At 66.4% G+C, this 24,518-nt stretch carries 18 protein-coding genes; 11 read left to right on the plus strand and 7 right to left on the minus strand.

Going from position 1 to position 24,518, the window contains the following annotated elements:
* Positions 1-133 precede the first annotated feature (133 nt).
* Both AB0J47_RS40430 and AB0J47_RS40435 read right to left on the minus strand, forming a co-directional pair.
* Complete coding sequence (locus tag AB0J47_RS40430) at positions 134-1,246, minus strand: YbhN family protein (RefSeq protein ID WP_364359422.1); 1,113 nt, start codon at positions 1,244-1,246, stop codon at positions 134-136.
* A gap of 58 nt (positions 1,247-1,304) precedes the next feature.
* Entirely contained in the window at positions 1,305-2,852 is a 1,548-nt protein-coding gene (locus AB0J47_RS40435) for an adenylate/guanylate cyclase domain-containing protein (RefSeq protein ID WP_364359470.1), read from the minus strand.
* A 102-nt stretch (positions 2,853-2,954) separates the two neighbouring features.
* Between AB0J47_RS40435 and AB0J47_RS40440 the strand changes: the two genes are divergently transcribed.
* From AB0J47_RS40440 to AB0J47_RS40460, 5 genes are all read left to right on the plus strand, one after another.
* The gene (locus tag AB0J47_RS40440) at positions 2,955-4,199 is read left to right on the plus strand and encodes an AI-2E family transporter (RefSeq protein WP_364359425.1); all 1,245 of its coding nucleotides are present in this window, start codon (positions 2,955-2,957) and stop codon (positions 4,197-4,199) included.
* Positions 4,177-5,382 carry a DUF5931 domain-containing protein gene (locus tag AB0J47_RS40445; RefSeq protein ID WP_364359428.1) on the plus strand — a complete coding sequence of 402 codons (1,206 nt, stop codon included), beginning with the start codon at positions 4,177-4,179 and terminating at the stop codon, positions 5,380-5,382. The genes AB0J47_RS40440 and AB0J47_RS40445 overlap by 23 nt, the downstream gene beginning before the upstream one ends.
* Before the next feature lie 330 nt (positions 5,383-5,712).
* Positions 5,713-6,345: a response regulator transcription factor gene (locus tag AB0J47_RS40450; protein WP_364359473.1), complete on the plus strand. Its 633-nt coding sequence runs from the start codon at positions 5,713-5,715 to the stop codon at positions 6,343-6,345.
* 312 nt (positions 6,346-6,657) lie between these two features.
* Positions 6,658-7,359, plus strand: a complete 702-nt coding sequence (locus AB0J47_RS40455; RefSeq protein ID WP_364359431.1) for a DUF1707 domain-containing protein — start codon at positions 6,658-6,660, stop codon at positions 7,357-7,359.
* A 12-nt stretch (positions 7,360-7,371) separates the two neighbouring features.
* Positions 7,372-7,635, plus strand: a complete 264-nt coding sequence (locus AB0J47_RS40460) for a Uma2 family endonuclease (protein WP_364359434.1) — start codon at positions 7,372-7,374, stop codon at positions 7,633-7,635.
* A gap of 26 nt (positions 7,636-7,661) precedes the next feature.
* On the opposite strand, the gene AB0J47_RS40465 is transcribed toward AB0J47_RS40460, so the two are convergent.
* Positions 7,662-8,852 (minus strand): helix-turn-helix domain-containing protein, encoded by a 1,191-nt coding sequence (locus tag AB0J47_RS40465; protein ID WP_364359437.1) that lies wholly within the window; start codon positions 8,850-8,852, stop codon positions 7,662-7,664.
* 356 nt (positions 8,853-9,208) lie between these two features.
* Here AB0J47_RS40465 and AB0J47_RS40470 point away from each other — a divergent pair, with 356 nt between their 5' ends.
* Positions 9,209-9,628 carry a hypothetical protein gene (locus tag AB0J47_RS40470; RefSeq protein ID WP_364359440.1) on the plus strand — a complete coding sequence of 140 codons (420 nt, stop codon included), beginning with the start codon at positions 9,209-9,211 and terminating at the stop codon, positions 9,626-9,628.
* 1,061 nt (positions 9,629-10,689) lie between these two features.
* Positions 10,690-12,444 carry a DUF2339 domain-containing protein gene (locus tag AB0J47_RS40475; RefSeq protein ID WP_364359443.1) on the plus strand — a complete coding sequence of 585 codons (1,755 nt, stop codon included), beginning with the start codon at positions 10,690-10,692 and terminating at the stop codon, positions 12,442-12,444.
* Between the two features lie 42 nt (positions 12,445-12,486).
* Here the strand turns inward: AB0J47_RS40475 and AB0J47_RS40480 are convergent, their stop codons facing one another.
* The 4 genes from AB0J47_RS40480 to AB0J47_RS40495 all read right to left on the minus strand — a co-directional run bounded on the left by AB0J47_RS40480 (position 12,487) and on the right by AB0J47_RS40495 (position 18,363).
* Positions 12,487-15,417, minus strand: coding sequence for an MMPL family transporter (locus AB0J47_RS40480; RefSeq protein ID WP_364359446.1), 2,931 nt, complete (start codon positions 15,415-15,417; stop codon positions 12,487-12,489).
* Positions 15,417-16,145: an NYN domain-containing protein gene (locus AB0J47_RS40485; RefSeq protein ID WP_364359449.1), complete on the minus strand. Its 729-nt coding sequence runs from the start codon at positions 16,143-16,145 to the stop codon at positions 15,417-15,419. The genes AB0J47_RS40480 and AB0J47_RS40485 overlap by 1 nt, the downstream gene beginning before the upstream one ends.
* Positions 16,145-16,954, minus strand: coding sequence for a tRNA (guanosine(46)-N7)-methyltransferase TrmB (gene trmB, locus AB0J47_RS40490; RefSeq protein WP_364359452.1), 810 nt, complete (start codon positions 16,952-16,954; stop codon positions 16,145-16,147). The genes AB0J47_RS40485 and trmB overlap by 1 nt, the downstream gene beginning before the upstream one ends.
* Positions 16,955-17,025: 71 nt before the next feature.
* Positions 17,026-18,363 (minus strand): lipase family protein, encoded by a 1,338-nt coding sequence (locus AB0J47_RS40495; protein WP_364359455.1) that lies wholly within the window; start codon positions 18,361-18,363, stop codon positions 17,026-17,028.
* A 171-nt stretch (positions 18,364-18,534) separates the two neighbouring features.
* Between AB0J47_RS40495 and AB0J47_RS40500 the strand changes: the two genes are divergently transcribed.
* From AB0J47_RS40500 to AB0J47_RS40515, 4 genes are all read left to right on the plus strand, one after another.
* Positions 18,535-19,317: an SDR family oxidoreductase gene (locus tag AB0J47_RS40500; RefSeq protein WP_364359458.1), complete on the plus strand. Its 783-nt coding sequence runs from the start codon at positions 18,535-18,537 to the stop codon at positions 19,315-19,317.
* Between the two features lie 89 nt (positions 19,318-19,406).
* Entirely contained in the window at positions 19,407-20,540 is a 1,134-nt protein-coding gene (locus AB0J47_RS40505; protein ID WP_364359461.1) for a hypothetical protein, read from the plus strand.
* A gap of 331 nt (positions 20,541-20,871) precedes the next feature.
* Positions 20,872-22,260: a hypothetical protein gene (locus AB0J47_RS40510; protein WP_364359464.1), complete on the plus strand. Its 1,389-nt coding sequence runs from the start codon at positions 20,872-20,874 to the stop codon at positions 22,258-22,260.
* 275 nt (positions 22,261-22,535) lie between these two features.
* A complete protein-coding gene (locus tag AB0J47_RS40515; protein ID WP_364359467.1) occupies positions 22,536-24,374 on the plus strand; it encodes a phosphoenolpyruvate carboxykinase (GTP) in 1,839 nt (612 codons plus the stop codon).
* Positions 24,375-24,518: the final 144 nt, after the last annotated feature.

A 24,518-nucleotide genomic window follows, 5' to 3' on the forward strand; every position in this document is an offset into this window, starting at 1 on the left:
TTGCGAGCGACCGTTCGCGGCCCGTCTCGCGTCCGAGTCGTCGAAGCGCATGCGACGCAGTCGCGAGTCTCGACGGCTCGGACGCGAGACACCAGGGGGCCGCGAACACGCCGCGCCGCAGGCGCGGCCAACATCACAGCCGGCGCTGTTCGAATTCCTTCTCGAATTCGGCATCATCGGCCTGCGGTTTGCGGAAGAGGAAAGCGATGACGATCCAGCCGATGATCGCGACCAGGACGAAGCTCACCAGGCGGTAGACGAAGGCGGCGGCGACGGCCTGGGAGGCGGGCAGGGCCGCACCGGCGGTCAGGCCGTAGATGAGCGTCGCATCGACGTAGACGATGCCGCCGGGTGCGAACGGGATCGAGCCGACGGCCTTGCCCACGGTGAAGGCGATCAGCAGACCGGCCAGCTTCGGATCGGCACCGACCGCATAGCAAGCCGCACCCAGACAGGCCACGTCGGCGAAGCGGTGCACCAGCGCCCAACCCGTGACCATTGCCCCGTCGCGCTTTCCGAGATCCACCGATTCCAGCTGCGTGAGCATATCGGCGAGCTTGTTCATGCCCTGCTTGGCGGGGCGTTTGCGGATCCGGTTGAGCAGCGCGAGTCCGCGGCGCAGCACGGTCTCCAGCGCGCCCGGATTCTTTGATAGATGGTTGCCCGCCCACACCAGCGTTACCACGCCGGCCAGCGACAATATGAGCTTGAACGGCCCGACCCGGTCGCCGACCAGCAGTGCACCACCGACGCCGAGCAGTGCGAGTCCGGCGGTCGCGATCACACCGGACATCACCAACTGCCAGGAGGCGACGATCGGATTCGCACCCCATCGGCGGGTCTGGCGATAGGTGAAGGCGGTGGAGAACACCTGTCCGGCAGGCAGCGTCACCGACATTGCGGTGGCGCCGTAGACGACGGCGACGGATTTGTGCTGGCGGACCTCGACACCGCCCGCATGCAGCAGTTGTTTCTGTACCCGGCTGAATCCGCTCATCGACATTGCCTGCAGCCAGATACAGGCCGCGACCCAACCCCAGTGAATTTCGGTGAGCTTATTCCAGGAATCGTGTAATCGTGGCCAGAGGTAGTAACCCTCGCCGATCAGCAATGCCAGCAGGGCGATGCCCGCAACCCATTTGAGCCACCAGAATTTGCTCCGGCGACCACGTCTCGCCGGTCTGTCGGTGGGGTCGTCGGACGGCTGCGGCGCAGGCTCGCCGGCTAGTTCCCCATTGGCCGTCACTCGGTCAGCCTAACGAACCGACTGATTCGCTGTCTGCATCGACGTGCGGAGCCAGCATCTAATCGGCGGTGCTCCCGGGGCCCTCCGTGGTTACGCAGGCTGCCTCCTCCGTGCCCGTCGTCGCTCGCACCGCGGCCCCATCCTTCGGCCAGGCCAACATGGTCTTTCGTCGCCGCCCGCGCAGCTGGACTTCCTCGCCCGTCAGCCAAAACTCCTGCTCACTCTCGTCGGCGAAATACAGCGCGCTGCCCGAGGTGAGTACGCGGCCGGGTTGATCCTTGGCCAGTTCGGTCAGGCGCGACGCCTCGTTCACCGGATCGCCGATCACGGTGTATTCGAAACGGTTTGCGGCGCCGATATTTCCGGCGACGGCCAGGCCGGCCGAAACTCCGATTCCGATATCGAGTCCGGGCACCTCGCGCAGGGCTTCGCGCAGTTCGCGGGCGGCGGCCAAGGCCGCGGTCGGCGCGTCCGGGCGGTCCAGCGGTGCGCCGAAAATCGCCAGCGCGGCATCGCCGACGAATTTATTGACGAAGCCGTGATGTCGATCGATGACATCGACCACGATCCGGAAGAACTCGTTGAGCAGGCTGACCACCTCGGTCGGCGGTCGCTCCGCGGCGGTCGCGGTGGAGCCGACCATATCGACGAACAGGACGGCCACGAATCGGGTCTCGCCGCCGAGTTCGGTGCCGTAGTCGAGTGCCCGCTGCGCCACTTCCTCGCCGACATGCTGGCCGAACAGTTCCTGGAGCTGGCGGCGCTTGGCGGCTTCTTCCATCATGCGGTTGAAGCCGACCTGCAGCAGTCCGATCTCACTGCCGTCGAACACCTCGACCTGCACGTCGCGGGCGCCCTCCTGTACCCGGTCGATGGCCTGGCTGAGCTGGCGCACCGGGTCGGAGATGCTGGAGCCGGTCAGCATCGATAGCGCCAGCGCCTGCATGATCACCACGCCGCACAGCAACAGAATCGAAATGGCCAGCGATTGCGCGGAGAACTTCACATCCGAGGAGATCTGGGTGACGCACAGCAGCACGATGGCGATGGTGGGGGCGAAGGTGCCCATACCCCAGGTCATCCCCATCCTGGTGCCGACGCCCGGCGTCAGCGTGTGGTCGAACGAGCCCTCGGTGAGGGCTTGTGCGGCGACCGGGCGCAGAATCCGCTCGCCGAGCATGTAGGTGAAACCGAAGACGATCGTCGCGGCCATACATTCGGTGACGATGACCGCGCCCGCCAGCTCGGGCGCGTCCGCGATGATGGTGGCGGCAAGAATGGCGCCGCCGATCAGCCACAGCACCAGATGCAGGATCGCCTGGCGCAGCGGTGCGTGCAGTGCCGCCATCTGTTCTTGGTGGCTCGGCGGCCCACCACGCATCTGCCAGCGCATGACCGGACGCAGCATGAGCGCCGAAGCGGCAAGGCTCAGCAAACCGCCCGTGGTGAAAACCAGACCCGGAATCAACAGGCCGGTGCGTCGCGCACCGGCCGCCTCACCCTCGGGAACCGGGAGTCCATATTGGATGAACGCCCACACCAGGACCGCGCCGAAGGCATTGGCCAACAGCATCGATGTCAGGTACAGCGGCCAGCGCGTTCGCATGGTCTGTTTGACCGCTTCCAAGGGCGCTGACACGTTGACCAATCTAGCGTTCAGCTCAATCGAGCATGTCCGCGGCGCTCTGCGGCCATTAGGCTCGCGGAGGTGACCGACCAGAAGGTAAGTGCTCTCGGAAAAGCCAATGCTGCACGGTCGGCTGCTGATTCTGTGCACCCGTTCGTTCGAGTTTCCGCCGAGTGGGCGTGGCGGCTGCTGGTGATGTTCGCCGCACTGATCGCGAGCTCTATGGTGGTGCAGAAATTGGCGACGGTGGTCATCCCGCTCGCCATCGGCATGCTGGCCGCCGCATTGCTGGCGCCGCTGGTGGACTGGATGCAGCGGCTCGGGGTGCCGCGGGCGGTGGGGGTCTTCGTCGCGCTGGTCGGATCACTCGGGGTGGTCGCGGGGATCATGACCTTTGTCATCGAGCAGTTCATCGAGGGCGTACCGCAGTTGTCCGATGAAATTACGCACAGCATTCACGAAATTCAGGACTGGCTGATCAACGGTCCACCGCATCTGAGCGATGAGCAGATCCGCAGTGCGGGCGACACGATCGTCAAGACGATCCGGGAGAATCAGGACAGTCTCACCAGCGGTGCGCTGACCACCGCGACGGTCATCGGTCACCTGCTCACCGGCGCCTTCCTGACCCTGTTCATTCTCATCTTCTTTCTCTATGGCGGAGACCAGATCTGGCACTTCGTGACCCGGATCGTGCCGACCCCGCATCGGGAAAAGGTGCGCACCGCAGGGCAACTCGGCTTCGGCACGCTGGTCGGGTTCGTGCGCGCGACCGTGGTGGTGGCGCTCGTCGATGCCATCGGCATCGGTGCCGGCCTAGCCATTCTCGGGGTCCCGCTGGCATTGCCGTTGGCCTCGCTGGTGTTCATCAGCGCGTTCATCCCGATCGTCGGTGCATTCCTCGCCGGGACCATCGCGGTATTCATCGCATTGGTGACCAAGGGCTGGGTGACCGCGGTGATCGTGCTCGGCATCATCATCGCGGTGATGCAGCTGGAAAGCCATGTGCTGCAACCATTGCTGCTCGGACGGGCGGTGAGCATCCATCCGCTCGCGGTGGTGCTGGCCATTGCCGCGGGCATTGTGCTCGGCGGGATCGCGGGCGGCCTGTTGGCGGTGCCGTTTGTCGCGGTGATGAATACCGCGATTCGGTCGCTGCTGTCGGAAGGTCCGGAGGAGGCGTTCGAGGAACTGCATACCGGCGACGGTGGTCGATTTGCGGTGGAGCCGGATAAACCGGAGCCCGGCCGGTTCGATGTGGATGCGGTGCTGACCAAGGAGATGCATCGGGAGGACCGCTCGGATGACTCGACCGGTCCAGGCTGAGGTCAGGGCAGCCGAGCTGAGCGCGGCCGATGCGGCGACCGCGCCGCTGTGGCGTGCGGTGCAGGCATTGCGGCTGGTCACGCTGCTCTATGCGGTCGGCCAGCAGATTGCCTCGGTGCAGTACTACCAGAGCCGGCAGCTGAGCTGGGTACTGATCGCCGTGATGGCGGTGTGGTCGGGTGCGTCCGCATTCATGTTGTCGCAGTGGCACTTTCCCGATGTAGCGCGGCTGCGGTCGTGGGTGGTGATCGGGGATCACCTGATGGTGATCGCGCTGATCGCCTCGACCCGGTTGGTCGCCGATTACGGCTGGTACCACGGCCATCAGACGCTGCCGACCACGCTGTGGGTCGCCAATGCCGTTGTCTCAGTGGCGATTCTGCGTGGACCACTCGCCGGTGTGCTGTCCGGACTTTTGATTGCGGCGGTGATCGTGACGGTGCGGCAGCAGTGGGGTCAAGACGTGTGGGCCGATGCGACCGCGCCGGTGCTCGTCTCCATCGGGCTCGCGCTCGGGCTCGCGGCCAATACCGCGCGTCGGGCACAGGGACAGCTGGAACGGGCCGTTCGCTTGACCGCGGCGACCGAGGAGCGGGAGCGGCTGGCTCGTGAGGTGCATGACGGCGTGCTGCAGGTGCTCAGCTATATAAAGCGGCGTGGCAACGAGATCGGCGGTGCCACCGAGGAATTGGCGCAGCGGGCGGCGGAACAGGAAGTGGCGCTGCGGGTTTTGATCTCCGAGCAGGGAAGGCACGGGGATACCGGTGGCGCGGATGTGGACCTGCGGCCGCTGCTGACTGTGCATGCGACGCCATCGGTCTTCGTTTCGACGCCGGGCGAGCCGGTTCGGGTCGGGCGATGGATGGCGGGTGAGATTGCGGCGGCGGTGGCGAATGCACTGTCCAACGTCGCGCTGCATGCCGGGCCGGATGCAAAAGCCTATGTGCTGCTGGAGGATACCGGTGATGAGCTGATCGTCAGCGTGCGTGATGACGGTGTCGGGATTGCGCCGGGGCGTTTGGCGGAGGCGGAAGCCGAGGGGCGCATGGGGGTTTCGCGATCCATTATCGGTCGCATCGAGACGTTGGGGGGAACGGCGGTATTGCTGACCGAGGAGGCTGGTGGGGTTGGGTTCGGTACCGAGTGGGAGTTTCGGGTGCCGCGTTCGGGAGGGGTGGGGTGAGTGCGCGACAACATCTCGCTGGCGCAGGTTTCGTCGTGAATGACGACCGGCGTGCGGACGCTGCCGCGTGAACTCCCGCAGCGGCCAGAGGTCGGTGCATACCGGTGTTCGAGTGTGCAGGAGGACACTATGGCCAGTGGTAATGCTTCCGAAGCGATCGGGTCATCGATTGCCCCTAGCGACCAGGAGCTCGAGCGCGCAGGAGGGCCTTGTGACCAGTGGTGATGCGGCCGAGGCGATCGGGTCATCGGTTACCCCTGGCTGCCTGGGTATCCGTGTGCAAAGGAGGACCTTGTGACCAGGGACGAAGCGGCCGAGGCGATTTCGGTGATGGTGGTGGACGACCATCCCATGTGGCGCGACGGGGTTTCCCGTGATCTGGCCGAGGCCGGGTTCGTGGTTGCCGCGACTGCGGATGGGGTGGGGTCGGCTACTCGGCGGGCGGCGGCGGTGCGGCCTGCAGTGGTGTTGATGGACATGCAGTTGCCCGATGGGAATGGGGCGCAGGCCACTGCGGAGGTGCTACGGGTGTCGCCGGAGAGTCGGGTGCTGGTGTTGTCGGCCTCGGCCGAGCGCGGTGATGTGTTGGATGCGATCAAGGCGGGGGCCTCGGGGTATCTGGTGAAGAGTGCATCGGCTAGCGAGTTGATCGAGGCTGTGCGGGCCACCGCGGCTGGGCAACCGGTATTCACGCCGGGCCTGGCAGGGTTGGTGCTCGGTGAGTATCGGCGGATGGCGACCGCGCCTACCGAACCGGATGAACCGCATCGTCCCGCGCTCACCGAGCGGGAGACCGAGGTGCTGCGGATGGTGGCGAAAGGCTTGTCCGCCAAGCAGATTGCGTCGCGGCTCGGGCTCAGTCATCGAACGGTGGAAAACCATGTGCAGGCGACTTTGCGGAAGTTGCAGTTGGCCAATCGGGTTGAACTGACTCGCTATGCCATCGAGCAGGGACTGGAATAGGTGCGCAACGGTTCCCGAGTAGATGCGTAGCGGTTCTCGAAGTAGGTGGCGCAAGGTTCTCGAGCAACTGCGTAACGGTTTCGGCCACCTCGAAGGCTCCGGGTGCGGCCCGATCGTCCTGCGGGGGGATACCGAACATGTCGCGGACGGCGCGTGGGAAACATTCACCGTGCCACACCGGTTCCACTAGCGAGCCCCCACATGAGGTGCCCGGCGGAACGGTGCCGAAAACGGGAGATCGGGCCGAGGGGAGCGGGAACTCGGGGATTGCCCTGATGCGTCGGGTGCGCTGGGCTCGGTAATCTCGAATTCATGGGTGGCCCCGAATCGGTATCCAACGGTGTCGGCTCCGGTGACGTGGTCGGCGACCGTGAGTTGCGCGTTTCCGATGCCGAGCGCGAACATGTCGGTCAACTGCTGCAGCGCGCCGTCGGGCTCGGCATGCTCTCCCTCGGGGAGTTCACCGAGCGGATGGATACCGCGCTGGCCGCCAAGACCCGTGGCGAACTCAATGCCGTACTTGTCGACCTGCCGGGCGTGCGACTCATCGGTCAGCCCGCCGCACCGCCCTCGACCTTCGTGAACGCTTCGCCGGCATTCACGAAGCGGGTCTCACCGCCGCCCTCGGTCCCGACACAGGTCACGCCGGGCAATGTGATCCGCAGCCGCCTTTCCGGCGTCAATCGCCGCGGTCCCTGGCAGGTGGCGCCCGCGCTGCAGCTGAACAACTGGCTCTCCGGCGTCACCCTCGATTTCACCGAGGCGATCATGTCCACTCAGGTCGTCGAGGTGCATGTCGACGACTACCTCAGCTCACTCACCCTGATCGTCCCCGCCGAGGCCACCGTCGACCTCAACGCCGTCGACCTCATCGGCTCCAGCGTCAACAACAAGGTCCGCACCGGACCACCCCTCGGCCCACTGCACGTCGTCGTACACGGCCGAATCCGCTTCGGCTCGATCACCGCCAAGCACTCCCTGCGCGCCCAGTGGCGCAAGTTGATGGGGGGTTGATCGTGTGCACAATTGCGGCCCCCGGATGTTCACCTCGCCATCGAGGTCGTTTCTTCCGGAACGAAAACCAGGGACCGAGTGCTTCGCCCCGCGCAGTATGCCGAAGCGGGCATCAAATGCTTCTGGCGCGTGGAGAATGAAGAGAACGCGATCGTGATCTACATGTTCGAGCTGTTACCCGAGGGCGGATACGCGCCGACGGGCGTGCACCGGACCCGGGTGCAGGTCGATCGTCGTTTCCCGCTCGATATCGAACTGCCTGAAGTCACCTGGTAGTCAGCATATTTCGGAGCCGACCGGGGTCAGGTGTTGACGCCGATGCGGCGGGCGAAGGTACGCAAGGGAACTCGGCGGTCGTGGTCCAGTAGTTCGGAGACGATGTGCCGGGGCAGCGACTGGTATTTGATCCAATCGGCACCGCCGACGCGTTCGGCGTCGAGCAGGGCGGCGAGGGCGCGCTTGTGCTGGCCGGTGCGGGCGAAGGCGACGGCCGTATCGGTGAGGTGCCGGGCGCGCGAGGCCTGGGGCAGACCGCAATTCGCGGGCATGTCCTGTGCGGCGGTCAGCGCCTCCGGATAGCGTTCGGAGCTGATATTCACATCGACTGTCTGCATGACGACTTGCGAAGGGCCGAAATAGGTTTCGTAGTCGTGGCGATCGGCGCCGATGCGCAGCGCGACCTCAGCCGCCGCTTGAACCAGCGACAACGCCTCGGGAACGTCCTGCGATCGACCGGCCGCGGTAGCGCCCTGCAAAATCAGCGATCCGTACGCGGACAGATGCGCCGGGGTCTCGTCACCGTCGGGCTCCAGATTCGCCGCCGCACGCAGCGCGACCTTGCGCGACTCCTCGTAACGGCCCTGCACCAATAGCTGCCAGGCGACCGAGCCGCGAATGGTGGCCAGCAGCAGCGGATCGTTGCCGAGCTCGGCGGCGGCGAGTGCCTGGCGGATCGCGAGGAACGCCGGGTCGGTCTGCCCGAGATGGACCAGGGTGCAGCCGGTGACCCAATACATCCGTGCGAGTAGTTCATTCGCGGATGCGACGGCGCCGTTGCGGGCGGTGTGCACCGTTGCTCGCAGCTGGATGAGCCCGGTCGGCAGGATCGAGGTGAGCAATTCGTAGTGACCGGTCCAGTAGGCGCCCCACGCGTAATCGACGGCCCGACTGCCCTCGTCGAGGCCGATCGCATCCTCGTCCGGGATCTCGCCGAGCAGATCGTCGACCGGGGTCAGTGCGCGTCGGATGGCGACGATACCGGCATCGGGATTGCCGGAGGGGATACCGTGTCGCTTGCCCACCAGGTCGGAGATGTCGACATCCAGTGCGCGCGCGAGTTTTTGCAGACTGGCGATCGACGCGGTCTGGCGGCCACCCTGTTCCAGTTTGCGCACCAGGTCAACGCTGACACCGGCTTGGTCGGCGAGTTGGCGCTGCGTGAGTGCCTTTCCGCGGAACAGTCTTATCCGCACGCCGATCGACGAATCGTCCATTTAGCCAAGTCCTTTGTTACATCCTTGTTTCAGCGTACGACGTTAAGTGATCGCGCTCACCGGAAGTGGGACATTACGTACGACTCGTTCCTGCTCAGTTGGAATACCGTTGCCTTTCTGCAACTTTGAGAATGCAAAGGGCGGCGGCAATGATCACCATGCCGAATACCACCGTGCGAGCTCTTCGCGCCGACCGCGCGCTCGAGCCGGGTGTCCAGACCAGTCGATTCGCGCGCCACACCCACCGCGTGCGCGAACAGCACGGTTTGCTACGCAGAGGGGGCTGCCCGGTCTGTGGACGAGGGGAGGCGTAGGCCATGTTCGAGCGCTGTCACTCCCCTCACGAAATCGCGCATATGCTGCGACATCGGTACGGACTGCCGGTCCAACTGTTGGCCGGTCGCCCGATGATCACCACCGGCTCCATCCTCGGCGCCCTGGTGATGCCACCGGATCTGGGCCAGAAAGTCCTGGCCGCCCTCGACCGGACGTTCACGGCCCCGGTGGTTGCCGAACCCGGCGAACGCACCTGGACTTTCCTCGTCGCACCGCCGAGCCCGGCCGTACCGGTCGAGATCAGCGTGCGCCGTTGCCTGGCCGGACACTACGTAACCGTCACCCCACCCGGCCGCCACGTCCTGCTCCCCACCACCGACTCCCCACTCGGCTGGCACTGGGCGGGCGAACCAACCCCCGGCGTTCTGCTCATGCCACCCCGCTCCGCGGTGATCAATGCGGTCTACCAGGTCACCAACATGCGCTCCCACACCCTGTAATCAGCGCCGACCCCCGCCCTGCCACCGGCGGGCGGGGGTTGATCGGCAGGGGTGACTCAGCGATCAGCTGTGGGTAATGACTACGTCGGCTTGGCGAGGCTGTTGAAGGTGGTTCGGGTGTAGCGGCCACAGTAGCGCTGCGGCGCAGCTCGGTACTGGGTGACTCGTTCGCGCAGCTGGAATTCGAGTAGATCCCGGATGAGTACCAGTGGTTTCTACTCATGTTCCGGTGCGCTCGAGAAATCAGCATTGGGGATATGACTACGTCTATCGATCCCGCGCTGATTTCGCGGTTGTCCGGGGAGTTCGCTGCGTTGGGAACGCAGATGGGCGTCCTCGGCCGAGATTTGGATTTGTTACGAGCGCAGATCATCGCGGATTCAGTTGCGGCACCCGCGGTCTCGAAGGATTCGACCGGCTTCTCGGTTCGCGGGGAGTATCCGCTCGGTCCGACCCCGGTGCCGCTCGGCGGCAGCGGCGAGCCTGTGTCCGGACCCCCAGAGGCGGTGGGTGGCCAGCAGGGTGGTGCTCCGTTGGCTCCGACGGCCGAAGCGATCTCTGGTGACTCCGCTGCGCCTGGGACAGGTGCGGCGCCGGGTGTTCCGGCCTGGCCAGCGGGGGGTGCGGCCGTCGAGGACGCGGCCTCGGGTACTCATGGTGTGTCTGCAGAGCCTGCGGTGTCGGGTGTGCGTGCGCCGGTTGTACCTGCAGGTGGTGCGGTGCCGCGGCAGTCAGCTTCTGCGGGCGTTCCCGTTGCGCCTGGGACGGGTGGGGTACCGGGTGTTCCGGCCATGCCTCCGGCGTCGGAGGGTGCGGGATCGGCCCCGGAGACTGGTGCCATGCCCGCGGCAGGTGCGTCGGCGGCGGCGTCAGCCCAGGGGCCCGCAGCGGGTGCGGCACCGGGTGTACCTGCCGCAGGGGCGGTGTCTGGCGCGCCGATGGCGGGTGCTGTGCCGTCGGCACCAGTTCCTGGCGAGGGAGGGCGGATTCCGATGCCGCCGGTTGCGCCTTCGGGGTGGACGCGGCCGGTGCCTGGATATGGACAGGCGGGCGGTGTTGGGATGTCCGGATGGGCTGCGGCGCCGGGCGGGGTGCCCGGTGGGGTGCTAGGACCTTCGGGCGTGGGCGGTGGGTTCGTGCCGCCGCGGGCGGCTGGTGGGGCGGTTCCGCCGGGGGTGCCGCCGTGGCCGCCGCGGCGGGGTGCGGCGAAGACGCCGTGGTGGCAGCAGGAGGGGATGATCAGTCGGGTGCTGGCGGTGGCCGGGGTAGGGGTGACGCTGATCGGGGTGGTGATGCTTTTGGTGCTTGCCGCGCAGGCGGGGTTCTTCGGGCCGGTGCCGAGAGTTGTGGCTGGAGCTGTGTTCTCGGCGGCACTGGCCGGAGCCGGGGTGCGGGTGTTCGGGCGGGCGGGTGGCCGGGTTGGTGGAATTTCCTTGGCTGCCACAGGTATTGCCGGGATGTATCTGGATGTGGTTGCGGTGACGGCGATCTACGACTGGCTACAGCCGGTGGTCGGGCTCGCGGTGGCATTAGGTGTTGCGGCGGGTGGGGTCGGGTTGGCGATGCGGTGGCAGTCGCAGCCGCTTGCGGTGCTCGTGGTCGCGGGAGCGGCGTTGTTGTCGCCGTTCGTCACTTCGGAATTGGTGCTGCTCGCATTCCTGATCGTGTTGCAGTTGACATGCGTGCCGGTGCAATTGGTCCGCGATTGGCCATTCCTACATGTGGTGCGCACGGTGCCCGCGATATTGGCGACTTTGCTGGCGATTGCCATTGCCGCCGTGGATAATCCGGCGCCGAGCCGGGTGTACTGGCTGCTCACGGCCGCGGTGGCGATTGCGGTGATCGGGCTCGTCGGCGGTTTTCTAGTGGTGCGCAGGCGATCCGGTGATATCGTCGCCGCGCTGACTTTCGCGCTGTCCACAGTTCCGCTCTTGGCCGCACCCGTAATGTTCGAGCGGCATTCGGCGACCTTGGTCGCGGCGGCTTATGCGGCGGTGCTGCTGGCCGTGGCATCGCTGCACAGCGTGCCGAAATTGCGTGAGCTGGTGCGGATTCCGGGTTCGATCGCCTTCGTCGCCGCGATCGCCGGTTCATTCGCGCTGTTCGAAGCATGCGTCGGCGTGACGCGAGTGCAGACCCTGCCGATCGCACTGTTCCTGGTTGCGCTTTGCTACCTCGGTTCAGCCGGACAGCAGCGCTCCCGCATCACCGCCGCCATCGGCGCGGCGTTCACGCTGCTCGGTTCGGTAGTGTACTTCGCCACCGTGAGTCCGGAAGCGCTTGCGACACAACGGCTTGCGCACCTGCGCTTGGGTATCTCGACCGCACTGGACGCCGTCCTCGCGCTCGCAGTGATCGTTGTGGGCGTCTGGTGCGCTCGGAGACTCCCCGGCATGACCAAGGGCGGAACCGACGAATCGACGCTGTTCGTCGTCGCGAGCATTGCGGGCCTGTATGCCATAACCGCCGCCGCGGTCTCGATCGGCATCGCGACGGGCAGCGCTGACGGCTTCATTATCGGCCACAGCGCCGCCACCATCCTGTGGATGGCCGCTGCCACCGCCGCACTGTTCTTCGGCCTGCGCAACCTGTCCCGCTCGGCCGCCGTCGCCAAATTGGCCCTCGGTTCCGGACTTCTCGTCACCGCAGCCGCTCTGGCCAAACTGTTCTTCTTCGACCTCGCCACCCTCGACGGTCTGGTCCGAGTAGCGGCCTTCCTGGTAGTCGGCGTCCTGCTGCTGCTGGCGGGTACCCGCTACGCCCGCGCCTTCGCCGAAGCCGGTGCCACAAACCCGGATTCAGCAGAATCCCGCTGACACCTGTGTTAGCGGCAACGAAAGCCACAGCCGTACAACGTATTACTCGCGATCCCGCCGCCGCAGCAACTCGTTCACGCTGACCGTCCGCCCGTCCGCGCTGTGATGGCGACCTTCGTCGGGCTTGCCGATGCGGCGCCGGTTGGACCTCAGCTCGGCCATCCAGTTTTCGATGCTGCTGCGGTTCTCTTCAGGCGCATCGTCATTCGAAGTGCCGGGCAGCTGCGGTGCCGCGTGGTGGGACGGATGGTCCGCGGTCGGGATCGGCGTCGGCTGAGCGGGCGGCGGGGGAGGCGTGGGCGTGGGTGCAGGCGGAATCGGACGAGTCGGCTCGGACGCCCCCGAAATCGTCGGAACCGGCCGCGGCCGAATGGGCTCGGGCGGCGCCGACTGGCCGAGCGGTGTGGGAGGCGCCGACTGGCCGAGCGATGCGGCATGCGCGGACGGCAACCGCGGCGCGGCTGGTGCGGATTGCCCCGATGGCGATCCCGGCGCGGACGATGCAGGAGGTCCGGATGGCGGCCCGGATGGGGGCACCGGCGGTCCAGGCGGTGGCGTATGCAACGGCGAACTCGCGCGCGGCCGAGTCGGATCATGCGGCGTGACCGGCCGCGGTGGCACCGGCGGGTCTGCCGGAATTTTCGCGAAATGCTGTGTCGGCGCCTCCGCCTCGATCTCCTCGACCGTGCGCGGCCGCCGCGGTGACCGCGACCGAGTACTGACGTTATCGGTGAGCGCGGGCATCTGCATCGTCACCGGATCGGTTATCGGCGTGGTCTTCACCAGGTCGACGACCTCGCCCCCGCCGGGACGCTCGTCGTCCAGAATCGGCTCGCCGAGCCCGACCTTCTGCTGTACCTTCTTCATCCACGCCGGCGCCCACCAGCAGTCGTCGCCGAGCAGCTTCATGGTGGCCGGGACGAGCAGCATGCGCAGAATCGTCGCGTCGATGAACAGCGCCGCGATCATGCCGTAGGCCAGATACTGCATCATGACCAGATCGGAGAACGCGAACGCGCCGGTCACCACGAGCAGGATGAGCGCGGCGGCGGTGATGATGCGCCCGGTCTGCGCGGTACCGATGCGCACCGCCTCGGTCGTCGAAGCCCCCTGCGTGCGCGCTTCGACCATGCGCGACAACAGGAATACCTCGTAGTCGGTCGAAAGACCGTAGATAACCGCGATGATCAGCACCAACACCGGCGACATGATCGGCTGCGGCGTGAAGTTCAACAGGCTCGCGCCGTGTCCATCGATGAAGATCCACGTCAAAATGCCGAGCGTGGAACCCAATCCGAGCGCGCTCATCAACGCGGCCTTGATCGGCAGCACCAGTGAGCCGAAGGTGAGGAACATCAGCAGCGTGGTGACGAACAGCACCAGTGCGATCATCAACGGCATCCGGTGCAGCAGCGCGTCGATGCTGTCCTTCTGGATCGCGGGCTGGCCGCCGACATACATCTGCACGTCGTCCGGAATTTCCAGGGAGCGCAGATAGTCGATGGTCGGATCCGCGTTCTCCGAATCCGCGAGCGTCGCGCTGGTGCGGAAAACTTCCTTGTCCGTGTTGGACTGAGCAGGCACGTCGAAGGTGCCGTTCAAGCCGGGCGCCTGCTTCGCCGCGGTCCACAACTTGCCGACGTCATTGCTGTTACCGGAGACGAAAACCAGCTGAATCGGATCGGACTTGCGTAGCGGGAAGATCGAGTCGAACTTCGCCTGTGCGAGTCGGGTCGCGTTATCCGGCGGCAGATACCGCTCGTTGATACCGCCGAAGGCCAGATTCTTGACCGGAATGATCAGCAGAAGCAACAGGATGCAGATCGGGATCGCGATCTTGAGCGGATGCTGCATCACCCAGCGGGTCGTCGTGCCCCATAGGCTGGTCTCGACTTCTTCGGCGGTCTTGGTCTTGCGGAAGCGCTTGAGCCCGAGCATATCCACCCGCGACCCGAGGATGCTCAGCATCGCGGGCAGGATGGTGATGGCGGTCAGCGCGGCCAGCGAGACGGTCGCGATGGAGCCGTACGCGATCGACTTGAGGAAGCCCTGCGGGAACAGCAGCATGCCGCCGAGGCTGGCGATGATCATGGTCGCGGAGAACACCACGGTGCGACCCGCGGTCATCACCGAGCGGCGGACGGCCGCGCGCGTGTCGTAGCCCTCGGCGAGTTCCTCACGGAACCGACTCACGATGAACAGGCCGTAGTCGATGGCCAGACCGAGACCGATCATCGAAACGACCGGCGAGACAAACGAGTTGACCTCGGTGAACTGGGTGACGAACCGGACGATGCCCCAGGCGCCGATCACCGTTAGACCACCGACGATCAGCGGCAGCGCCGCCGCGACCACACCACCGAAGATGAAGAACAGCAGCACCGCGACCGCGGGGATGGCCAGGATCTCCATCCGCTTCTGGTCGGCGGCCATGGTGTCGTTCAGCGTGCCGGCCACCGCCTGCAGACCCGCGACCTGCACGTCGATGCCCGGAATCGCGAAGACATCCTTCACTTTCCGGAAGTTGCGTACCATATCGGTGTCGTTATCGCCCTGGATGGCGATCGAGGCGAAGGTGTACTTCTTATCCTTCGAACCGAATGTCAACGGTGACGCCGGACCGGTTTCGGTCTGCCAGTAGGCGCCGTTGATCTTGGCGATCTCATCCGGATGTTCGCGCGGCAGCTTGTTGAGGCTGTCGACGATCTTCTGCCGGAATTCGGGATCATCGATCGTCGTACCGTTCGGTGCGGGGTAGAGCACGATCACATCGCTGTTGTGATCACGTCCGAACGCCTCGTCGGACAACTTGGCCGCCGTGGCCGATTGCGACGTGGGATCATCCCACCCGCTGGAGCTGAGATGGTCTTCCAGGCCTAGGCCGTAACCGCCGAGTGCCAAGAGTGCGGCCGCGACCATGCCGATGACGGCAAAGCGCAGCCGATAGACCAGATCGCCCCAGCGTGTGAACACTAAGCGACTCCTTGGGCAGGGCGAGAGGTGAGTAGCGCCGACAGCGGCCGGAACGGCTGCAGCCAAGCACCCTCGTCGGGCAGCGAGTCGAGGCTGACCCTGGGCAGTGGTTCACGGAACACGCCCGGGATGTCCTCGAGATCTACGAACTCGAGGGTATCGGATGTTACGGCCCAACTCGCATGCTCACGGAAGCCGAGTATCTGAGCGGGGATTCCGTTGGCGGCCAATCGTTCGAGCGGTTCGCGGAATGCCTGGCCATCGGCGGAGGCGACCATGATGCCCGCCAGCCCGGCGCCGCGACTGCGTAGCTCGATGTGCGCGAGCATATCCGCGTCGACATCGGAGTCCTCATCGATCTTGGGCTTGGCGAAGACCGCGTAGCCGACATTGCGCAGCGCCTCCACCCACGGCCGCACCACATCGGCGGTGCCGGGCGCGATATTGGTGAAGACGGTCGCTTCCGGTTCGACCCGGGTCGCGCTGCCCACCGATAGTTCGGCGGTGCGCGCGAGCAGCCAGCGGCCGAGCGCGTCGAAGCGCGGTCGATAGGCGGCGGTCGGGCGGCCGCCGAGGATCGCGCCGAGGCCCATGTCGAGATTCGGGGCGTCCCAGACCAATAGCACCCGACGCACATCGGGCGTAACCGCGCCGATCACCTCGGATCCGGTCCCGTGCACCTCCCCGGCAACATCCACGACCTCACGGGCCATCTCACCGACACTCATCATCCGATCTTCCCCCATATGAACTCGTTGATGGCGCTTCCGGCGCGATGTGCCTTGCCTTCGAATTTGGTGACTGGCCTTTCGAAACCGATCGGCGCGCTGTCGCGATGCTCGGCACTGACCCCGCCCGTGGTCTCGTTCAGGCCGATGAGCTGTGGTTCTGCCGCGCCGACCGCCGCGATGAACTCCGCGTAGTCGGCGTGGTCGGTCGCGACATGCAACACACCGCCGGGCCGAAGGCGATTGGCGATCAATGCGAATGTCGCGGGCTGCAGCAGCCGCCGCTTGTGGTGTCGCGCCTTCGGCCACGGGTCGGGAAAGAAGACTCGGACGCCCGTGAGCGACTGCTCAGCAATCATGTTCTCCAACACATCGACGGCGTCGCCGCGCAACAGGCGAACGTTGTCGATCTGCTCGCGCTCGATGCGCTGCACCAGTTGCGCGAGACCGGGCTGATAGACCTCGATGCCGATGAGATTCAGATGCGGTTCCGCCTGCGCCATCGCGGCGGTGGCGGTGCCTGTCCCACAACCGATCTCGATGACGAGCGGAGCGTCGCGACCGAACCAGGCGGCGGCGTCGAGTGGTTCGTCGGCCACATCGCGGCCGATCCTGGGCCAGGTGCGATCCCAGGATTGCTGCTGGGTCGCGGTGAGTGCGCCCCGACGCGAGCGGAAGCTCGTCACTCGGGGGTACAGGCGTGAGCCCGAGCCTTTTCGGGATCCACTGTCCGCCGGAGCCGAAGCTGTGGACGGCGGTCCGGGAACTGACTCGGCAGTATGGTTCGCGGCGTCGTTCACGCGCTCCATTGTCCAGCATCGCAGGATGCGGGCAGCAAGCGGTCGTAGCGGACCGCTTGCGGATCACCCGAGACGAACAGTTATGCGGCGCGTACGCGGGGGATTCGAGTCGCTGGCTCGGTCTCCTGACGCAGCGGCTTGCCCAGCGCCACCTTGAGCGCGGTGCCGAGCATTTCCCATAGCCCGCGCACGCCGGTCGGCGAGGCGGCGACCGACCACACCGTGCTGTCGCCGACATCGCGCACCGGTTTTCCGGCGAGCCGATCGCTGAGCCAGTCCAGGCTGATCGGGGTGGCCAGCGGAAGCAGCGAGAAATGCTCGCTGAGCCGGTCGCGCACGTAGGTGACCTGTGTGCCGCCCCGGCGATAGCGCTCGACCTGGCCGTCGACGCCGTCCATATGGATGATCTGGTCGTGCACCGGCTGCACCACCAGCAGTGGGCAGGTCGGGGCGGAGTGACCGAGGCGCAAGTCGTCGAGCATGGCCTGCATCTCGGGTGCGGCGAGCACCTCGGCGAGCGGACGGCTCAGATGGTGGCCGACATCTCTATTGATGAGCCCGAGAACCGCCGCGACCGGTGTGGACCGTTCTGCGTGCTCGATCAGCCGGTGGCCCTCGGCATCGCAATCGCTCTCGAAGACCGCGGCCAGCGCCGGGTAGAGCCTGCGCAGCACCGCGACCACAATCGCGGGTAATCCGGCGTAGTGCCCGCCGTTGAGCCGGGTGAAGACCTGGCCCGGATCACCAACCGGCGCACCGAGCACCGCGCCGACGATATCGAGCTCCGGCGCGTAGGTCGGCGCCATCTCCACCAGCCACGAACTGGCCATGCCACCACCGGAATAACCCCAGACCGCGATCTGGGTATCAGGATGCAGACCCAGCGGTGCGAAGCGCAGCGCGGCGCGGATTCCGTCGAGTCCGCGGTAGCCGGGCTCGCGTGGCGCACCGAAATTCCCGTGCGGGCCCTCGTGGTCGGCGATGCTCACTGCCCAACCCCGGCGCAGTGCGTTGGCCACGAGCATCCATTCGAGTTGGGTGACCGAGCCGAGCGCGTGCGAACCGCGACGCAGGGCGTAAGAGGGGGAACATCGCTCGGCGACCGCGTCCATCGCGGTCTGGAAGGCCAGCAGCGGGCGGTCCTCGTTCGGGTCGGCGTCGAGCGGCAGCAGCACCGTGGTGACCGCCGCTTCCGGCGTGCCGTGCATATCACAGCTGCGGTAGAGCAGCTGCCAGGCCGAGACCTGCTGCGGCACAAGTCCGAACAGTGCGAGTTCGACGCGACGGCTGCGCAGGATGGTCCCGGCCGGACGAGCCGCGAAGCCTTTCGGTGGTCGGAGGAAGGGATCGCTACTGGGTAGCAGTGGCTTCCTATCGCCGGACGCGTCCGGCTCAGCACCGATGACATCGACGGTCACGGCAACCTCCTCATCGAGACCAGCGGAACGGATTCCGCCTGGTCGGCTTGCCGCCTTCGAAAAGCGAAGCTGCGCACCGTCTATGGTGCCGACCATCCCGCCAGATTAAGTGACCACGGCATCTGTGGGAACCCCGAGGTAGGGGGCTTGCTCCCGCACTAGACTGCGCGCATGAGTAGACCGACTGTGTTCATCACCGGTGCGGCGGCGGGTATCGGCCGGGCCACGGCCCTACTTTTCGCTGCACAGGGGTATCACGTCGGTGCATACGATATCGATGAGTTGGGGCTGACCAGGCTCGCGTCCGACATCCACGCCACCGACGGCAGTGTGCGCACCGGGGTACTGGATGTGACGAACGACACTCACTGGACCGAGCGTCTCGCCGAGTTCAACGGTGACGAGAATCGGCTCGACATCCTCATCAACAATGCTGGCGTTCTGCGCGCTGGACGGTTCGAATCGATCGAGCTGGCCACGCACCAGACGATCATCGATGTCAATCTCGGCGGGGTGATAGCGGGTACGCATGCCGCGTTCAGCTATCTGCGCGATACGCCCGGCGCTCAGGTGGTGAATCTGTGCTCGGCATCGGCGATCTACGGACAGCCCGAACTCGCCAGCTACGGCGCGACCAAGTCCGCGGTCAAAAGCCTCACGGAGGCGTTGGATCTCGAGTGGGAGCGCCACGATATCCGGGTGATCGCGGTGTGGCCGCTGTTCGTATCCACCGCCATGGTGGAAGGGATGGAAACCGGCACGACCAAGTCGCTCGGCGTGCGTCTGACCGCCGAGGACGTCGCGCAGGGGATCTGGGACGTGACCCGCAAGCGCGGACGGCTGCCGCGCGTGCACTACGAAATCGGCGCGCAGGCAAAGGTACTGGCGGCCGCCGCGAAATACGCGCCGAACTGGGCCGTGCGAACCGCGAACAAATACTTCAGCGGCAGCTGATCCTTTCCAGCGACCCACAAGCAGTCGCCAGCGGCCCGTCCGCGCGGTATGTCTGCAAGAATGGCGCACCGAAAAGGGGGTGTGCAGCTTTGCCGACAACCACCGAATCCGAGGGGCCCCGGATCCGACCGGGCGGGCCCGCACGGGAACTGGACCAACTCGACCACCTGCTCGCGGTGCTGCGCTCGGGTGCTGATCCGCGGATCGTGGGCCAGGTGGGGACCGCCATCGCGCGGTGGCGTCGGCCGCCGCGCATTCAGGTGACCGGGCGGGCGCATACCGGACGGACCACGGTGCTGCATGCGCTGGCGTTGATGTCGGCGGTGGAGACGGCTCCGATCGACGAACCAGGCGTGGCCGATCCTGAACTCGACGCCGACGTCATCGTCTACGTGCTCTCCGGTGCGGCACAGCCCGCGGACCGGCGGATTCTGTCGGAATTGCCGCCGGAGCGCACCGTCGCGGTCTTGAACAAGGCCGATGCCATCGGGTCGCGGTGGGGTGATGTGGTCGCCGCCGCCGAGCAGTGCAGCGGCGGCCTCGGCACCATCACACTGCCCGTGGTCGCCTCGCTGGCCGTGCGCACCAGGGCCGGTGCGGTGAGCGAGGCCGATATGGTCACGTTGCGCCGCCTCGCCGAAACCGCAGATCCGGCGCTCACGCTCTCGCCGGACCTGTTCGTCGCGGCATCGGCAGGACCCGATGTCGCCGAGCGCGAAGAACTGCTGCAGCGCTGGGATCTGTACGGCGTGACCTGCGCGCTGTCCGCGCTGCGCCAGGACCCGGAACTCGGTCCGCACGCACTGCTGCAGATCATGCACGCGGCCAGCGGTATCGATCCGCTGCACCGCCTACTGCACCGCCGCTACGAACAGGTATCCGCACTGCGCGGCGGCGAACTCCTCGACGAACTGATCCGCCTCGCCGCCCGCGCCGTGCCCGTCGACGGCGCGAACGCACGGGACGTTTTGGAGGACTACCTCTTCGGCGACGACGCGCTCTGGCTCGGCCTCTGCGCGGGCCTCGCCTACCCGGAGGTCGCCCATCTGGCCGCCGGATATCGCGCACCCGCACCGTCCGATGCCGACGACGCCCTGGCCCGGGCCGCCCGCTGGCGCGCCGTGGTCTCCAGCGATATGTCCCCCGCCGCTCGCCGCGCCGCCCTCCGCGTCCACAACGGCTACATCCGGCTATGGGAACGGATGAGCAGTGCCGGCCTCTGAACAACCGGATTCCGCACGCGCGGAGCCGGGCTCGAGTGCGCCCGAGCGTGATGAATCCGCCACTGCTCCACGCCGATCCGCGAGTGGTTCGGCGGCACAGGCATCGCCGCCCAGCGGATCGCCGCCCAGCGGGGATGAATCGGCTGGACCAGCGGAGCGACCGGCCGCCGCGCAGGGGCGGTCAGCGGTTGCGTCACGCGGGGCTCCTTATGGATCGCCCGAACCCGAGAAGGGCTCGCTGGCGCCAGAGGTCGAGGCGGTCATCGCACGGTGGAATCCACAGGGGACGGCGCTGTTGCGCGCGGTGCGGGGGACGGGGGTGGCGTCGGCGGTGTCGTTGATCGGGCCCGATGACGCAAATACGAGCCTGTTGCGCACCGAGCTGGCTCGGTTCGAGCCGTGGATCCCGCTCTCGGATCCGGCGCCCGATGCGAGCGCGGCCGTGGAGACCACGTCGCCGTCGGGTAATGCGCCGTCAGCGGTCGCGCTCATACTGTTGGACGCGGGTAGTGCCCTCGGTGCGGACACCCTGCATGTGGTGCGGCGCCTGCGCGCCGACGGCACCAGGATCCTGCTCGCCATGAACGGCATCCACGCCTATCAGGACTGGCGCGCGGTGCAGGCGCACAACCTCGAACTGCTCGCCGCCCAGGGCATCGACGATCTGGCGATCGTGCCGGTATCGACGCGGCTCGCGGTGGCGGGCCGGGCGGCGGGCGATGCCGGCCTGCTCGATCGCTCCGGCCTCGGCGCGCTACACGCGGAACTCGCGGCGGCGACGGCCGGCGCCGAATCCGACGACCGGATCGCCACGGTCACCACGCGCGTGTTGACCGATACCCGCAGGCGGGTCGCCGAACAGGTCGCGGTGCTGCGCTCCGGCGCGGAACCGATCCAGTGGCGCGAGGAACGCGCCGTGCTGCTCGCCGGACGTGACGGCGGCCGCGCCACCGCCATGTCCACCCTGCGCAGCCAACTGCATCTGGCCAGGGTCGATCTGATGACCGATGTCGGGGCCAGGGTCCGCGCACTGCACGCCGCCGCCCGGGGCGAACTCGACCGTTTGCGTCGCGCCGAATCCGCCGGCTATCCCGAACGCTTACAGCAGGCGGTCAACGAACTGACCAACGCCGTGGACGGGACCATCGATCAGCGGCTGTCCGAGCTCACCGATCGCATCGGCGCAGTACCGGAACACGACCGCGACACGCCACCGCGATGGCGCGATCCGGCCCTGCGCGTCGGCCCGGATCCGGAGCCGCGGCATCGAGGTGTCGAAGATCACCTCATGATCGCGCTCGGCGCCTCCGCGGGGGTCGGCATCGGCCGTCTACTGGTCGCCCCGTTCTCGGTCGTGCAGGCCCTTGATTTCGCGACCGTACCGGTGACGCTGCTGCTCGGAGCCGGTGCGGCGGCTTGGGTGGTGCGCGCCCGCGGTCAGGTCGCCGACCGCGCGCACCTCCGTCAATGGGTCGCGGACGCTTTGGTGAATGTGAAGGCCCAGTTGGAGCAGCGGGTCGCCACCGCACTGGTGGAATCGGAGACCGCGCTATCGGACCGCGTCATCCGCGCGAGCACCGAGCGAATCGTCGAAATCGACCGTCAGGTGGCCGAATTGGAGGCCAGACTGCGCCGCGCAGCGTCCGAGCAACCTGGTCAGCTCGCCGCCTGCGAACGCGATATCGCCATCCTCGATCGGTATCGCAGTTCTTTTGATTAGGTAACTTAGTGGGTACTCCTGCAGGAACCCGATTCCGTACTGGTCGTCACATCGCGTTAACCTCTTAAGCAGGAACCTGGGCGTCCGCTTCGTCCTTGTACGCGGTCCAGCCATGACGCGCTTTCGACTGGTCGTAGCGGGTGCCTTCCCGCCAACGGTGGCGCTCGGTGTATTCGCGCTGGTCATGGGCATTACCGCAGCGACTGCTCGCAGGTCGCTCGAAATGGTCAGCCTAGGCGGCTACACCGTGAACCGCCCATCTCAGGAGAGTTTTCATGACCTCAGCGACCATTCCTGGTCTTCGCGATTCCGACGGCAAGCAGCCGACCGAGCACAGCGAACTACTCGCCTGGGTACAGGACGTCGCAGAACTCACTCAACCAGAGCGAGTGGTCTGGGCGGACGGTTCCGACGAAGAGTGGGAACGGCTGACCACCCAACTCGTTGCGGCGGGCACCTTCAAAAAACTCAACGAGGACAAGAAGCCGAACTCCTTCCTCGCCCTCTCCGACCCCTCCGATGTGGCGCGTGTCGAATCCCGCACCTACATCTGTTCGAAGACCGAGGCCGACGCGGGCCCGACCAACAACTGGGTCGACCCCACCGAGATGCGCGCCACCATGACCGAGCTGTACCGCGGCTCGATGAAGGGCCGCACCATGTACGTGGTGCCATTCTGCATGGGCCCGCTCGGTGCCGAGGACCCCAAGCTGGGCGTGGAGATCACCGACTCCGAATACGTCGTGGTCTCGATGCGCGTGATGACCCGCATGGGCGCCGCCGCGCTGGAGAAGCTCGGCGCCGACAAGCCGTTCGTGAAGGCATTGCACTCCGTCGGCGCTCCGCTGGCCGAGGGCGAGGCCGATGTGCCGTGGCCGTGCAACGACACCAAGTACATCACCCACTTCCCCGAGGACCGCGAGATCTGGAGCTACGGCTCCGGATACGGCGGCAACGCGCTGCTCGGCAAGAAGTGCTACTCCCTACGCATCGCCTCGGCAATGGCCCACGACGAGGGCTGGCTGGCCGAGCACATGCTGATCCTCAAGCTGATCTCCCCTGAGAACAAGGCGTACTACATCGCCGCGGCCTTCCCGAGCGCCTGCGGTAAAACCAACCTCGCGATGATCCAGCCGACGATTCCCGGCTGGCGCGCGGAGACCCTCGGCGATGACATCGCCTGGATGCGTTTCGGCAAGGACGGCCGCCTGTACGCGGTTAACCCCGAATACGGCTTCTTCGGTGTCGCACCGGGCACGAACTACAGCTCCAACCCGAACGCCATGGCCACAATGGAGGCGGGCAACACCGTCTACACCAACGTCGCGCTGACCGACCACAATGACGTCTGGTGGGAGGGCCTGGAGGGCGAGCCCGATCACCTGATCGACTGGAAGGGTAACGACTGGTACCTGCGGGAGACCGAAACCCTTGCCGCGCACCCGAACTCGCGCTACTGCACGCCGATGTCACAGTGCCCGATCCTGGCTCCCGAATGGGACGACCCGCAGGGTGTGCCGATCTCGGCCATTCTGTTCGGCGGCCGCCGAAAGACCACCGTCCCGTTGGTGACCGAATCCTTCGACTGGCAGCACGGCGTCTTCATGGGCGCGACCCTGTCGTCGGAGCAGACCGCCGCCGCCGAAGGCAAGGTCGGCACTGTGCGCCGCGACCCGATGGCGATGCTGCCGTTCATGGGCTACCACGTCGGTGACTACCTGAACCACTGGATCAATGTCGGCAAGAACGCGGATGCGAACAAGCTGCCGAAGATCTTCTACGTCAACTGGTTCCGTCGCGGCGGCGACGGCCGGTTCCTGTGGCCCGGATTCGGTGAGAACTCCCGCGTACTGGAGTGGATCGTCGGCCGCATCGAGGGTTCGGCGCAGGCCGAGCCGACCGCGATCGGCAATGTGCCCACCGCCGCTCAGATGGACCTCGAGGGTCTGAAGGTGGACCCCGTAGATGTCGATGAGGCACTCGCCGTCGATGCAGACGAATGGCGCAAGGAGATCCCGCTCATCGAGGAGTGGTTCGAATTCGTCGGCGACAAGCTGCCTTCCGGGGTGCGCGACGAGTTCGAGGCGCTGAAGGAGCGTCTGGGCTCTGCCTGATTTGCAGCGCCTGCGGCGCTGCGTGTTCGCGGCCCCCTAGTGTCTCGCGGCCGAGCGGCCGATACTGGCGACTTCGTCGCGTGCGCTTCGACGGCTCGGACGCGAGACGGGCCGCGAACGGGTCGCTCGTAAGACTCGCTCCGT

Origin of the sequence: Nocardia sp. NPDC049737 (genome assembly GCF_040674755.1) — a bacterium.
Lineage (GTDB): Bacteria > Actinomycetota > Actinomycetes > Mycobacteriales > Mycobacteriaceae > Nocardia.